Genomic DNA, 14,167 nt, shown 5'->3' with positions numbered 1-14,167 from the left:
CCGCCCGTCCAAAAAGGACGGGCGGGACGCCCATCCCACTTTCAAGAGTGGAAGTTATTTAATTCTCATTCCTTAGTGTAATCTCATATTAAACATGATATAATAAAGAGTTAGCCTTTTGAGGCTCCAGACGTTGCGCTGCTAAAATTAGTAGTCAATATTACAGTTGCTATTATACAAACTCTGTCAACATACGTCTGCTGTAGCGTCTACCACATTTTAACTGAATTATGACTGACTCAATTCGCTTCCTCATGTGTGCTCCCGACCACTACGATGTGGATTACGTGATTAATCCGTGGATGGAGGGAAATGTCCACAAATCATCGCGCGATCGCGCCGTCGAACAGTGGGAAAAACTTTACCACGTCCTCAAAGACAACGCCGTGGTAGACCTCGTACCGCCCGAAAAAGGCTGGCCGGATATGGTGTTCACCGCCAACGCAGGCTTACTTTTAGGCAATACCTTCGTCCTCAGCCGTTTCTATCACAAAGAACGCCAAGGCGAAGAACCCTATTTCAAAGCATGGTTTGAAAGCAAAGGTTTCACCGTGCACGAACTCCCGAAAGACTTGCCGTTTGAGGGCGCTGGCGATGCTTTACTCGATCGCGAAGGACGCTGGTTGTGGGCCGGATACGGCTTCCGTTCCGAGCTCGACTCGCACCCGTTACTAGCAAAATGGCTCAACATTGAAGTGCTTTCGCTGCGTTTAGTTGACGAACGTTTCTATCACCTAGACACCTGTTTTTGTCCCTTGACAGGTGGCTATTTGCTCTACTATCCAGCAGCATTTGACTCGTATTCCAACCGCTTAATTGAAATGCGGGTACCACCAGAAAAACGCATTGCCATTGAAGAAGCAGATGCCGCTAACTTTGCCTGCAATGCGGTCAATATTGACAAAGTTGTGGTAATGAACAAGGTTAGCGAAGCCTTAAAATCGCGCATTACTCAGGCCGGTTTTCAAGTAATTGAAACGCCGATGAGCGAATTTCTGAAAGCGGGCGGCGCCTGTAAGTGTTTGACGCTGCGGGTAACGGAACCGGTGCAAGAAGATCGATCGGCAAATGTGATGGTAGAAAGCCGCACAATTCGCATGGAAGGTCACTTGCTGGATGCGGGTTTAATCAGCCGTGCTTTGGACTTAATTGTCGATCTCGGTGGCAGTTTCCAAGTGCTCAATTTCAATCTGGGAGAGCAGCGGCAAAGTACATCATCTGCCGACGTTAAAGTTTCGGCTCCTTCCCACGATGTGATGGAAGAAATGATGGGAATGCTGATTGACTTGGGTGCAGTGCCGCCACCACAAGAGATTTGCGACGCTATTTTAGAACCGGTAGTGCAAGATGGCGTTGGCCCGGACGACTTTTATGTTAGTACGATTTATCCCACGGAAGTGCGGGTAAATGGTCAGTGGGTGAAAGCGCAAAATCAGCGGATGGATGGTGCTGTTGCTATTACTGAAACCGCTGATGGCCCAGTGGCTAAATGCAAATTATTGCGCGACTTAAAAGTAGGAGAAAAAGTCGTTGTTGATGTGGTCGGCATCCGCACCATCCGCAAAACAGAATCGCGGGAACAGCGCAATTCTCAAGAATTCAGCTTTATGTCGGGCAGCGTTTCTAGCGAGCGCCGCGTAGAATTGGTGGTGGAACAAGTAGCGTGGGAATTGCGCCAAATTCGCGATCGCGGTGGCAAAGTTGTAGTTACGGCGGGGCCTGTTGTTATCCACACCGGCGGTGGCGAACATTTAGCACATTTGATTCGCGAAGGTTACGTACAAGCGTTGTTGGGCGGAAATGCGATCGCAGTTCACGACATGGAACAATCGAATATGGGAACCTCTTTAGGGGTTGACATGAAACGCGGTATTGCTGTGCGCGGCGGACATCGGCACCACTTGAAAATAATTAACAGTGTGCGGCGTTACGGGAGTATTGCAAAAGCTGTTGAAGCAGGCTTGGTTACTAACGGTGTGATGTATGAGTGCGTCAAGAACAATATACCCTTTTCTCTTGCCGGTTCGATCCGCGATGACGGCCCACTTCCCGACACGCAAATGGATTTAGTTAAGGCTCAAGAAGAATATACTGAGCTGTTACGCGGTGCGGATATGGTGTTAATGCTGTCGTCTATGCTGCACTCAATTGGTGTGGGAAATATGACGCCGGCTGGTGTGAAGATGGTGTGTGTGGACATTAATCCGGCGGTGGTGACGAAATTGAGCGATCGGGGTTCGATCGAGTCTATTGGAGTTGTTACCGATGTGGGATTGTTCCTAAGTTTGTTGGTGAATCAATTGGATAAATTGACCAGCCGCCATCATGTAGCTCAATCTGTGTAGATTCGGCGGTTGAAACCGCTTCTTGTCAAAACAAGTCAAAATCTGTACGCCAACCCACAAGCCCGCCGGGGGTTAAAAACCCCCGTCTCATAGCGAAAGTCCTCTAAAAGAGGACTGAAAAATACATTTTTTACAAGCATTTTAATGTTTTTTTCCAGTCGGTTTCAACCGACTTTCGCTATGAGACAGGGGTTTTCAACCCCTGGCGTACCAGGGGACAAAACCGATCGCTCACCGTGGCGTAAAGGCATAAAAACAGATCGCTCCTTGCCAAATTTGCCACAAACTATCTCACCTTTATATCGCGATCGAAAACCCGGTTTCTTGAGTGCGATCGCCCGTCCTCTCAAATCAAGGTAGAAACCGGGTTTTTGCCATGATAAATATTGCCTCTCACCCACAATACCCAAAAAAACGCTTGAGTACGATCGCCCGCTAATTTTGTGCGTGGGGCATCAATAATACTGGCTAGCGGCCACAGGTAACGTTGCTCGTTATATTTTTTTCAAAGGTTAAAATTCCCAGTCATCGCTGCTGTATCCGCTGAAGTTCTTGCTGAACATTTTTGAGGCGAGACATCATGTACTCAAAGCTTTCTCTATCTCCTTGAGCATTATAAAGGTTGGCTGCTGTTTGCCAGTCGGCAACTGTTGCTCTAATATCTTTTAAGTTAAGACGAACAGTACCCCGAATGCGGTAAGCATCAGCATAATTAGGTCGAATGCGGATGGCATTATTGCAGTCTCCAAGTGCAGCAGGATAGTCCCCGATCAGAAGTCGTGACAAACATCGGCTTTGGTGTGCTTCAGCAAAATTAGGATTGATTTTGATAGCTTGGGTGTAGGCTTCAATTGCTCCTTTATAGTCTTTGTTATTAAAAAAGTCGTCACCCCTTGTATAGAAGTCTGTGGAACTCGCTTGAGATATAATAACTATGGGAGCATGGCTAGACGCAGCATTAGGGGTTATACCTATTGTCAGTGGAATTGCCACGATGGTGATAGCTTGGTATAGAAAATTCATGATTAAATTGATGGGTGTATGTAAGTATATTGATCGCATTTTTAAGCTTTTTATCCTTTCGGTTCGGGCGATTTATGAAATAAAGAGGATAGATTTTAATTCCCCTTAGTCGCTAGAGTCCCAATCCTCAATTTTAACTTCCAGTCCACCCATAAAACTTACTCCTAACGAACTTTTAACAATGGATTCGTTGATAGCAACTGATTGACCCGGCTGTAAAGTTTGATTAATGATGACCGGCTTCGTGTAGAGAATTGTATTGCCTTTACCGATCTGAAGATCCGGGATACCAATCTTAATGGGTCTACTGCTGCGGTTCGTGATTTTACCTGTTACCCTAACCAGGTATGGATTGTCGGTGGATTGTACCCTCAAACCAGTGGCAATCAAGGGGTTTTGATTTCGTTCTATTGCCTTTATAGCATCGTCTATCCGTCCTCTCTCACATAGTGGCTCAAGGGATATGTGGTTGCCCGTTTTGGGATCTGTCCAGAAACAGCCCGGATACTCTTGAGCGATCGCACCGCTGTAACCCAAAGGCAAAAACGGAATTACGACAGCAGAAAGGGAAGTCGCCACACGCAGAAGTTTAAGTCTGGCCATAACACTTGGTTCCTTGAGCTTTTCTAGTGTATTGAGTGCTCAGCCTACAGCTTTTTTCTTAGAACCGATCAGCGTCAGCGCTTTGAGAATTCTCTCGAATAGCCTTTTGCTTACAGCTACCGCTTTATGTCAAGCTCATCTTTATCACTCCTCCACATACTATAGCGATCGCCCCTAAGCTGAAAAGCGGGAAAAGACGGATCTTTCTAACCTTTGAGTTATAAGTCGGAAAAAGACGGATCGAGGCGGTTAAAGTCGGATATAATAATCGAAGTTTCTCACAGCCTTGATAATGGATATTCGCGAGGTACTCGAATTTGTAGATCAAGTTGTCTACGATAAGACAGGTAAACGCCTCAATGATTTACAGCGTGGAATTATCGAGGGAACTCTGAATCGACAAAAGTATGCTGAGATTGCCGATAGTTATCGTCTTTCGGAAGGTCACGTTAAGGATAGAGGTTACGAGCTTTTGCAAATGTTATCAGATGTGTTTGATGAACCCGTGGATAAACACAATCTTAAATCGGTCTTAGAACGGAAAGGAAATCTCAATATTAGTTTTGGGGATAACAACATTATGGGTTATATCAATATTTGCTCCGATCGCCCCACTCCTACCCCAAATAAAAGCCAGCCTGCGACTCCTGACTTTCAGCGAGACCAGTATCAAGCCAAGATTGAAATGGTTGGTAAGTTACGCCAATTCGGCTTGAAAGACGAGCAAATAGCAGAGTTGCTGGGGCTAACTTTGGAGGAAGTTAAGCAGGTAGATTCGGAGGAATAAAAGTACGGTGCGCCTCGCCCCCCTTATATCATGTCCGGTCGATTCCCTCCGCTTCGCTTCGCCCAAAATCAGGTAGGGGCGGGTAAACCTGCCAATATCGGCCAATAATTGACAATCTCAAAAACCCGCCCGACCGGGATATTATGGTCAATCGATCGGACATGATATTACAGGCCCAGTAATGTAGCACGTTACTGGCGTGGTTTATATTAATATTGCAATAAAAAGCCTCAGACCAGCAAGTCTGAGGACCGGAGTTCCTGAAAATCGTCACTTCTTACTATTGTCGCCAACCAACAGCACAACATACAAGAGGGGTGCAACCCAGCAGGACAGTTTTTGGCAGACAGAGATTGTTTCCTGACTCGGAAGGCGAAAGCAATTTTTAATTCAACACTTCACGAAAGCCAAACAATTCCTCTCGCCATTGTCATATCTGGGTTGATAATTGTGCTTTAGGATGGGAGTCTGTCCTCGATCGCAATATAAGGAGCACCGTGACTCCCCGTATATATTTGAGTCGGGCGGTAAATGCGGTTTGCCTCTAGTTGTTCCTTCCAGTGGGCTAACCAGCCGGCAACGCGGGCGATCGCAAAAACTGGTGTAAATAAGTCCAGCGGAATTCCCATTTTTCGGTAAACCAAACCAGAATAGAAATCTACATTTGCATAAATTCCTTTCTGGCCCAATTTCTCTTCAACCACTTCTTCCAACTTGACAGCAATGTCGTAATAATCATCGCGGCCGAAGTTCTCAAACAACTGTTCCGCTAACCTCTGAAGAATAGTTGCTCTCGGATCTTTCACCTTGTAAACTCGGTGACCGAAACCCATGATTTTGTCCTTATTTGCAACACACTTCTCGACAAAAGGCCGCACATTTTCTACCGAACCAATTTGCTGCAACATATCAATCACTTCTTCATTAGCTCCCCCGTGCAGCGGCCCCGCCAAAGTGCCAACTGCTGAAGCAATCACTCCGTAAGGGTCTGTCAGCGTCGAAGCTGTTACCATTGCCGAAAATGTAGAGGCATTAATTGTATGTTCAGCGTGGAGAGTCAGACAAGTGTCAAAAATGCTAGCTAACAGGGGATCGGGTTCTTGCTCGTTGAGCATATAAAGAAAGTTAGCCGAGTAGTTCAAGTCATCCCTCGGCCGCACCGGATCGTTTCCCCGTCGCATTTGCTGGAACGCTGCTACCATTGTGGGAATCTTAGCTAGCAGCCGCACTACAGCTTCTCGAATGTATGCTGGGTTAGCCAGAGCTCGGCGGGAGTAGAACAAGCCCAGGGCGGCCGCTGAAGCTTGCAGGGCGTCCATTGGATGTCCTCTTTCTGGAAAGCATTTCATCATGTCCCGGATGCGATATTTGATCCGGCGGTGATAGCGAATTTCATGCTCGAAAGCTTCTAGTTCTTCCTTTGTCGGAAGTACCCCCCAGATTAATAAATATGAAGTTTCGAGAAAGGAACTTTTGAGTGCCAGTTCCTCGATGCTAATCCCGCGATATTCCAGCAACCCTTTTTGTCCATCGACGTAGCTAATGCTGGACAAGGTGGCGGGAACACCTTCTAAACCTGGTTTGAATTCGCCGACGACCATTGCGATACCGTTTTGTGTGAGTTCAATCTACTAAAAGTACATTACCAGAAAGCAAGATAGTGTCGCAGTCTTGACAAATAATCATTTAATTCGGGTTCAGAAACCGGGTTTTTCAACACACAGCCCGATCGCACCGCTGCGTATTGTCGCCCCTTTTTCCCGGTTTCGCCGTCCCAGAATGCGGTTTTAAGAGGGCTGGCGTCTCCTGTTAATGTCGGGGCGGTTCGCTGTTTCTAGCGCAGCAAAAACTTGGGCGCAGTTAGCCAAAACATTTGGCTGCGGCCCACAGGGGAGCCTGTCTCCGGGAGGATTAAGCCGATGATACCGGCTTTTTTGAGAATCAGGGCATCTTGCGATCGAGCCCAAAGCAAAGTTTCTGCCCAGTGGCCTAAGTCTGGTTGGTGGCCCACTAGGGCCAAGCTGCCACTACCGATGTCCTGCCATTGTTTGTACCACTCCAGCCAGTTCCCGATGTCTCCTGAAGGTGCGAGGGCGGCGGATTCTTCTATTTGGGAACTCAAACCGACTGTTTGCAGGATTTGGGCGGTTTGCTGGGCGCGCAGTAGGGGACTGGTGAGAATCAAGTCAAACTGAATTTCGAGCTCGTACAGCCGTTGAGCAATTTTCCTGGTTTTACGATCGCCCTCTTTAGTCAGGGGGCGTTCTGAGTCTGTATCATATTCTTCGGGTGCGGCGGCGATACCGTGCCGGATCAGATAAATAACCATATATCAATACTTCCAGGCATGGGGTCCCGTTTTTCTAGGAGCAGTCTAGGATATACCTACCTTTTGCCTATTCTACAACTGTATTGAAATCTGGCGCTGTCATCTGGTTGGCGCTTGTGTAGCGATCGCGCCCTTGTCGTTTCGCATCATATAATGCTCGATCGGCGAGGGCAACGAGTTCATCCGGTGATGTTTCCGCAGTGGGAATCACAGTGGCAATTCCCATGCTAACAGTCACGATCGTGCTCACATTAGATTGCTCGTGAGGGATTCCCAAAACTCGGATTGCCTCTCGGATCGACTCAGCAACCGCGATCGCGCCATCCGCATCCGTATTCGGTAGGATAGCAGCGAATTCTTCCCCCCCGTAACGTGCAAACAGATCCGATGAGCGTTTAACCGCTTGTGCCGCCGATGAAGCCACTTTTACTAAACAAATATCCCCCGCTTGATGTCCGTAGCAATCGTTATATCGCTTGAAATAATCTACATCCAACATAATCAACGAAAGCTGTTGTTTCCCCTGCATCAGTCGGTGCCATTCCGACGGCAATCGCTCATCAAAACAGCGGCGGTTTGCTACTTGTGTTAACCCATCTGTCGTAGCAATTAATCTTTCTTGTTCTGCCCGGTGTCTGAGCATCTCCTCGGCCCGCTTGCGTTCTGTAATATCAGCAAAAGTCGTTACTACTGCATAGGGTTGAGACTGATTCATCTGGAACAGCGGTTGCGAATTAATCGAAATCCAAGTCAGCGTTTTATCCGATTTGTGAATGCCCATCACCACATTTGATAGGGGTTTTCCCGTCCGTAGGGTAATCATTGCCGGATGCTGTTGGCAGGGGAAAGGAGAGCCATCTTCGTGAACGGTTCGCCAGTCTAAATCTATGGATGTACGCCCCATCAGTTGTTCGGGGGTCAGTCCGAGAATCCTTCCGGCACTAGCATTACAGGTAGTAATTTGTCCGTCTGCTAGCTGAAGTACGACGCCTTCAGTCATGCTTGTAATCACAGAACGATACCGTTCCTCGCTCTCCTGCAATTGACTCAGGAGAATGTTTTTAGCATCAAACTCTGAAGCCAGATGCAGGCTACCCGCCAAAAACCCCGCCATCAGTTGTAAGGTATGAATATCTGACTCTGTAAAGGCACAGGGTTTAGCGGAAACAACTTTTAAGACGCCAACCCGATCGTCCTGATAGAACAAGGGAACAACCACCAATGACCGGATACCAATGCGCTGACAGACAGCCTGATCCACCCGTGCATCGGCTTGTGAATCATCGCAAAGCATGATTTGGCCGGTCGCAATACATTTTCCCGATAAACTTGTCCCTACTTTGATCCGTAATCCCACATAGGCGCTGGCGATACCGCTGGCTGCCCGATACACCAACTCATCCCCTTCCAGCATTTCAATCACGGCCCCATCGGCACCGAGCGATTTTTGAGTTCGATCGGTAATCACCGCCATCACTGCATCCAGGTTAGGATTGGGGGTGGCGATTTCCTGTTGGGTGGCAATCACCACCGCCAGACGCTCGAACTCTTGTTGCAATGCTGCTTCTGCTTGCTTGCGATCGGTGATATTTTTCATAAAGCAGTGATGCCCGATCGATCGCTCCTGCGAGTCGTAGGCCGCCAACATCACCACGTGCTTGTAAAAGATCGAGCCATCTTTCCGGATACCCCGGGCCTCAACCTCCACTCGGCCCTCGGCTAGCATTTTTTGATAAGCGGCCATCATCCTGTCGCAGTCTTCGGGATGAACTGTTTTCTGCCAACTCATACCAACCATTTCTTCAGGCTGATAACCTGCTATATTCGCGTAGGCTTGATTAACGGTGATGTACCGTCCGAAAATATCCAGCCGCGAGATGCCCTCAACGGCATTAGCAAGAGCTGTACTCAATTCTCTGAGTTCTGTTTCTGCCTGGACAAGATCCGTAATGTCTTGGGATGTACCAAACAACCGAATGACTTTTCCCTCTGCATTGAGTTGAACCTGTCCTCTGGCTTCGGTATGGCGGATAGAGCCATTCGGGCCCACGACTCTGAGGCGCAATAGATAAGGCTCTCCGTGACTGAGCGCTCGTTGAACTACCAGGTGTAGCTGTTTGGCACTTTCGGGATGGTAAAGCCGCAGGTTTTCTTCATAAGTAGGTTCGCCTAGGGCCCTGGATCGTCCCAAAATCTCGAATAGTTCGGGAGACCAGGTAATTTTACCCGTACTCACGTCCCACTCCCAGTTACCGATGTGGGCAACCCGCTGGGCTTCTGACAACCGGGTTTCACTCTTTTGCAGGTCTGTTTCTGTCTGCTGGCGGTCGGTAATGTCCTTTTCGTTCACCAGCAACATCGGGTTGCCCGTTACCGGGTCGTTGGTACACCGCACGTCCATCCCATGCCAGCGAATTCCCGCCAGAGTAATCACTTGAGCCTCCGTGCTAAATACCTCACCGGACTTAAGAACTGCCATTGCTCGCTCTGCTACCTGAGAGTCAACAAAGCGACTCACAAAAGCATTATCTGTCGCAGAGTGAGGTGGCTGCATATCTCCGTAACAGCGCAAGGCCGCCGGGTTTTGCAGCAGCGGCACACCTTCGAGGGTGTACAGCGAAACCATCAGCGTGGTGTGTCGGATTGCCTCGATCGATCGTAGGGTTTCCGGCTCGATTTGAGGAGCGGTTTCGACCGTACCCTCCACCAGGATTGCCAAACGCCCGCCATCAATCCTGATGCCAGAGCACCGACAGCCGACACAAACAGGCTCACCGGCCGGGTAAAACGTCCACTGCTCAGACAAGGTTTGGCCTTGCTCAAACTGCTGCTGATAGCTCTGCAAGCGAATCCGAGTAGACTCTGACAACATATCCCTAAAGTTGTGGCTCGCCAGTTGCTGCCGCGTCGAAGCATTCCACAGGTACAAGGAAGCTTGGTTTGCCCACCGCATTTGCCAATCCTCAATATCAAATATCCAGATCGGGTTTTGCAACAAGTCAAAGGCTTTGAGGTGGACAATATCGCCGCTCAGGGAACAGGCAAACTCTGGTTGTAGACAATTTTGATGATTGACTCTGGGCGCGCTTTCTGTATTGGGATCAGTTTGATTCGGTTCTGTTTCGAGTTCCGGCGGTTGATTTGGCCCGATCGCCGGGCCGTGAGATTCCAAGTGCCGCATCCTCAACCCGATGTGCATTGCAACCTGTTGCAGGATCTGAACATCGAGAGGTTCCCACTGACGCGGACTTCGGCAGTGATGAGCAATCAACAGTCCCCAAAGCTTCGGAGATTGCTGTTGTTTGCCATCTAGCAAGATTGGCGCAACTAAATTTGCCTGAACTTGGATGCGATCGAGCAATTCGACATCACAAGCTTGAATATCACCAGCGTGAATATCAGAAATGGCACTCGTTTCCCCCTGGCTGTAGCGATCTACCCAGGTAGCTTCAAGGCAAGGGTCATGAATCAGTTGTCCCTGGATTGGCCGCCACCGATCGCCAACAGATTCAGCAAATACTACCCTCTCTCTATGCGGTAGGAATCGATAAATAATCACGCGATCTGTTTGCAGCAGCACCCTGGTTTCGTGTAGCGCACATTGCAAAATTGTCTCCAGATCCACGAACTCGTTGATTTTAAGTGCAATTTCTGAAACTTTTTCTATGCTTTTCTCTAACGACCAAGAGAAAGTCTTTTTTGTAGACATCTCCGTGTTCCTTGTTTGTTTAAGCTATTTTCTACTATTCTAACCCGCCACAAATAAATATAATAATTTCTTTTAACTCGTAGGAATCGCTGGCTGGGCTTAGGAAAAAATCAATATTTATGTGGCTAGCCAATTTTATGCTGACTGCTACAATTGCTTTTTTGATGTCATTTCGCCAAAGTTTTAGGTTATTTGGTATCTATTTTGCTTCTTCTCAATCGTTTTTTGGCTAATTATTATCGCAAAGCTACTGCACCAACTATAACAAATTGTGATTGATTTAGCGAATAAATAATAAAACTCCCCAAAATTAACCCTGTATAATTGTTAAAACCTCATAATTCTTGTGGAGTTTAGTAAAATAGAACACACTAAATTTGCCCCTCAACCTGGTTTTTTTATCAAAATACTTCGTGATATCCCTTGACAATTGTTAAAAAACCCGGTTTCTTTAGTGTATGATTTGGGAAAATTGGTAGAAAATTTATTACTGTTAGTCCTGGAGAACTCAACCGGGTTTTTCAACCTCCTTACTTCCTTAAAACTGAACATATTGCACGATTTTAAATAAATTTTCTATGGGCGGATTCTCCTGTCCTACCCGTACTACCCACAATAAAATTTAATTTTTATGGGACAGGCCGGAAAGCCTGTTCCTGGCAGAGGTAGACTGGGCAGGAGTTCCCACCCTGAATAAGAGTTAAAAAACCTGGTTGATGAGAGTTGGAGTGCGGGCATGACTGATTGTCAAGTTGAGATTGTGCCCGGAATGAGAAAAAAACACGGCCAAACCTGGTAGCAACCGGAGGTCGAAAAGCTCGCATTCCCAGGCTGTTGCTGGAATCAATACTGCAGCTAGAAACTCCCGATTGATATCGTGTCCGGTCGATGAACCGCGATTTTTGTAGGGGCGAGTTCACCAAGAATACCTGCCAATAATTGACAATCTCAAAAACTCGCCCCGACCGGGATATTACAGCATATTCCATGTATATGTGGTACACACAAGAAGAGAGACGCGAGTAAGGTGCGGATACACCCGTCAATCTGCAATCTTTATCAAATATGAAGGAGCGACGAACCCTACGGACTACGGACTAACACCACATAATATAGCTGCTCCTGTACTTCATGAACCACCGAATATGCTGTATGATTAATCGATCGGACATGATATTAATGATCGTAAACAGGATTGTCTTTAGGACTAATTAAATGCAGCAACTTTTGCTTAATCTGATCGTCGAATACTTCCCATTTTAGCCTTGCATAATCGCTCTTCTCATTCCCGCCAGAAAGAAATCCCACGGGAATTTCAAAACCTCCAGCTTGACTTCTGCCACCACCAAAAAAGCGTCCTTGAGCATCTTGACCGAAGGCTTCTTTAATGAATTCGTCGGGGTCGAGAGTAAGTTTATTAGTTCGCAGCGAGCCAATTACTACTTCAATTTCTTCGTCTTTGTCGTGAACAATTGCGTAAACAACGGCTGTATGTACGTTCTCCTCTGTTACTAAAAAGTCCGCCGCTTGGGGAATAGAATCCCGATCGTCATAGCGGAGGTAGCCGATGCCGGCGATCGAAAAATTGTTCTGGACGGTGCGGTGTTTGAGCGATCGCTCGATCGCGTCCATCACCCACTTAGAACGAGATGACTGTAACACGGCATTCAGCAACTGCGGGTCGTAAAACCGGCTCAAATAAGCCGCAGCTAAAAAGTCCTCTTCCTGAGCTTGTCTGAGGGCGATCGTATCCGATCGCAAACCGTGCATCAAAGCTGTAGCGCACTTGATGTGCAGACTGACGCTGGCGTCGAGAGTTAACAGTCCAGACTGTAAATACTCGGCAAAAATCGTGGCTGTAGCGCGGATTTGAGGGCGCAAATCGGTAAATTCTGCGTTCATTTCCCCCTGCAAATTGTGATGATCGATGACGGCAGCGATCGGAACTCCAGCCGCTAAAATATACTGGGTTAAGTTACAAGTCGTCCCTTGATTGTCAATGAAAGCGCAGCCCTGAAACACCGACAAATCCTTAGTCTTTACTGTTTCCACCGTCCACCGCTGCAACGGCAACCCTGTCAATTTAACTAAGGCAATATTTTCTTGGTGGCTGAGGGCGCCGGCGTAGATAATCTCGCATTGGATATCGTATTGTTCGGCGATTAATTTGTAAGTCCAAGCGCTCGAAAGTGCGTCGGGATCTGGAAAATCTTGCAGTAAGATTAACTGGCGAGTGCCTTTGTGCCGATCGAACATTTGGCGCAATTGCTCGACTTTGCGATCGTGCAATTCCTCGCGGAGACGGCCGCGATTCTCTTCGGAAGCAACTTCGGCTTTGCTGCGCCGTTTCCCAGGCGCACTCACTCCGGGTACAACCTCGCTGCTGGCCTCAAGTTCACCTTCGCGGTTGCCGGATGTTTCATCGGAATTGTTAGGGGGATGGTCTTTCATCGTTGAAAATTAACAATTTAACTATTTCAAGATTTGCACGACATTCGATCTTAAACCCGGTTTCTTTGTAGATGCCTGTTTGTCAAAGCCCATACTTTTTACGAGAAACCTGATTTAAGATGGTAAATTCTCTGTTTACTTTTTTAATTCATGGAGAGAGTGCGTGTTGCCAGGAACGAAGCAATCTCAGAACTAATAACTCCCGCAAAAAACCCCCGCGCTTGCGCTGACAGGGGTTTTAAAGGCCTATTACATATTTTTGCCATTCTTTGTGCATACCGCTCTTAACGTGTTTAGTGACTTCAAAATAAAGACCGCTGTGAGGTTTCCTAGGCGGATAGCGCAGCGACATTCCCGCTTCTTTCGGCGTCCGGCTGCCTTTATTGACATTGCAGCGCACGCAAGCGGTGACGAGGTTTTCCCAACTGTCCCCTCCCCCGCGCGATCGGGGAATGACATGATCGAGGGTTAAATCGTCGCCCGTATAACTACAGTATTGACAAGAGTGTGCGTCCCGGTGCAAGATGTTCCGGCGGGTTAGCGGAATATCCTTATAGGGAACTCGGACATAATGCCGCAGTCGGATCACAGTTGGTAGCGGGAAGTTTGGCGCAATAAATTTCCCGTTGTGTTCTACCTGTTCTGCTTTTCCTTTCAGCAACAAAACTACCGCCCTTCGCCAATTGGTGATGTTAAGGGGTTCGTAGGAGGCGTTCAGCACCAGAACATTGCCCATTGTTGATTATTAAAGAGAATATTTTTCCCGATGGTAACACAGGTTCCACTTTAGGTGGGGCGGGATCGGGAAGAGCGAGGCGATCGCAAAAAACGCTGAAAAACCAATCCTTTACCCTATACCTTCGCGCCTGCGCCCCCTAGGGCTGCATCTATTTTCTGCCTTTGGTGTTTGTCAGCGAGCT

Annotated in this window: 10 protein-coding genes; 3 read left to right on the top strand and 7 right to left on the bottom strand. The window is 47.6% G+C overall.

Features of this window, described 5'->3' with window-relative positions; genetic code table 11:
• The first annotated feature begins 230 nt into the window (after window positions 1-230).
• On the top strand, window positions 231-2,345 hold the full coding sequence (gene argZ / locus QUB51_RS25365) for a bifunctional arginine dihydrolase/ornithine cyclodeaminase (protein WP_333261118.1): 2,115 nt from the start codon (window positions 231-233) through the stop codon (window positions 2,343-2,345).
• A gap of 180 nt (window positions 2,346-2,525) precedes the next feature.
• On the top strand, window positions 2,526-2,705 hold the full coding sequence (locus QUB51_RS25360; RefSeq protein WP_333054604.1) for a hypothetical protein: 180 nt from the start codon (window positions 2,526-2,528) through the stop codon (window positions 2,703-2,705).
• Window positions 2,706-2,870: 165 nt separating this feature from the next.
• Here QUB51_RS25360 and QUB51_RS25355 read toward each other — a convergent pair whose 3' ends face one another.
• On the bottom strand, window positions 2,871-3,368 hold the full coding sequence (locus tag QUB51_RS25355; protein WP_333106882.1) for a tetratricopeptide repeat protein: 498 nt from the start codon (window positions 3,366-3,368) through the stop codon (window positions 2,871-2,873).
• Between the two features lie 105 nt (window positions 3,369-3,473).
• Entirely contained in the window at window positions 3,474-3,971 is a 498-nt protein-coding gene (locus tag QUB51_RS25350) for a hypothetical protein (RefSeq protein WP_333106881.1), read from the bottom strand.
• Window positions 3,972-4,263: 292 nt separating this feature from the next.
• Here QUB51_RS25350 and QUB51_RS25345 point away from each other — a divergent pair, with 292 nt between their 5' ends.
• A complete protein-coding gene (locus QUB51_RS25345) occupies window positions 4,264-4,758 on the top strand; it encodes a hypothetical protein (protein WP_333261111.1) in 495 nt (164 codons plus the stop codon).
• A gap of 455 nt (window positions 4,759-5,213) precedes the next feature.
• On the opposite strand, the gene QUB51_RS25340 is transcribed toward QUB51_RS25345, so the two are convergent.
• The 5 genes from QUB51_RS25340 to QUB51_RS25320 all read right to left on the bottom strand — a co-directional run bounded on the left by QUB51_RS25340 (window position 5,214) and on the right by QUB51_RS25320 (window position 13,983).
• Complete coding sequence (locus QUB51_RS25340; RefSeq protein ID WP_333233543.1) at window positions 5,214-6,359, bottom strand: citrate synthase; 1,146 nt, start codon at window positions 6,357-6,359, stop codon at window positions 5,214-5,216.
• A gap of 233 nt (window positions 6,360-6,592) precedes the next feature.
• The gene (sixA, locus tag QUB51_RS25335) at window positions 6,593-7,087 is read right to left on the bottom strand and encodes a phosphohistidine phosphatase SixA (RefSeq protein WP_333054609.1); all 495 of its coding nucleotides are present in this window, start codon (window positions 7,085-7,087) and stop codon (window positions 6,593-6,595) included.
• Between the two features lie 67 nt (window positions 7,088-7,154).
• Window positions 7,155-10,796 carry a diguanylate cyclase domain-containing protein gene (locus QUB51_RS25330; RefSeq protein WP_333263730.1) on the bottom strand — a complete coding sequence of 1,214 codons (3,642 nt, stop codon included), beginning with the start codon at window positions 10,794-10,796 and terminating at the stop codon, window positions 7,155-7,157.
• A 1,176-nt stretch (window positions 10,797-11,972) separates the two neighbouring features.
• Window positions 11,973-13,247, bottom strand: a complete 1,275-nt coding sequence (locus QUB51_RS25325) for a bifunctional oligoribonuclease/PAP phosphatase NrnA (protein ID WP_333263725.1) — start codon at window positions 13,245-13,247, stop codon at window positions 11,973-11,975.
• A 238-nt stretch (window positions 13,248-13,485) separates the two neighbouring features.
• Window positions 13,486-13,983 carry an HNH endonuclease gene (locus QUB51_RS25320; protein WP_006633674.1) on the bottom strand — a complete coding sequence of 166 codons (498 nt, stop codon included), beginning with the start codon at window positions 13,981-13,983 and terminating at the stop codon, window positions 13,486-13,488.
• Window positions 13,984-14,167: the final 184 nt, after the last annotated feature.

It is taken from the genome of Microcoleus sp. AT8-A3 (assembly GCF_036705675.1).
Classification (GTDB): domain Bacteria; phylum Cyanobacteriota; class Cyanobacteriia; order Cyanobacteriales; family Microcoleaceae; genus Microcoleus.
Note: the sequence above shows the minus strand (reverse complement) of the source record. Positions and strands in the feature narration are given on the sequence as shown.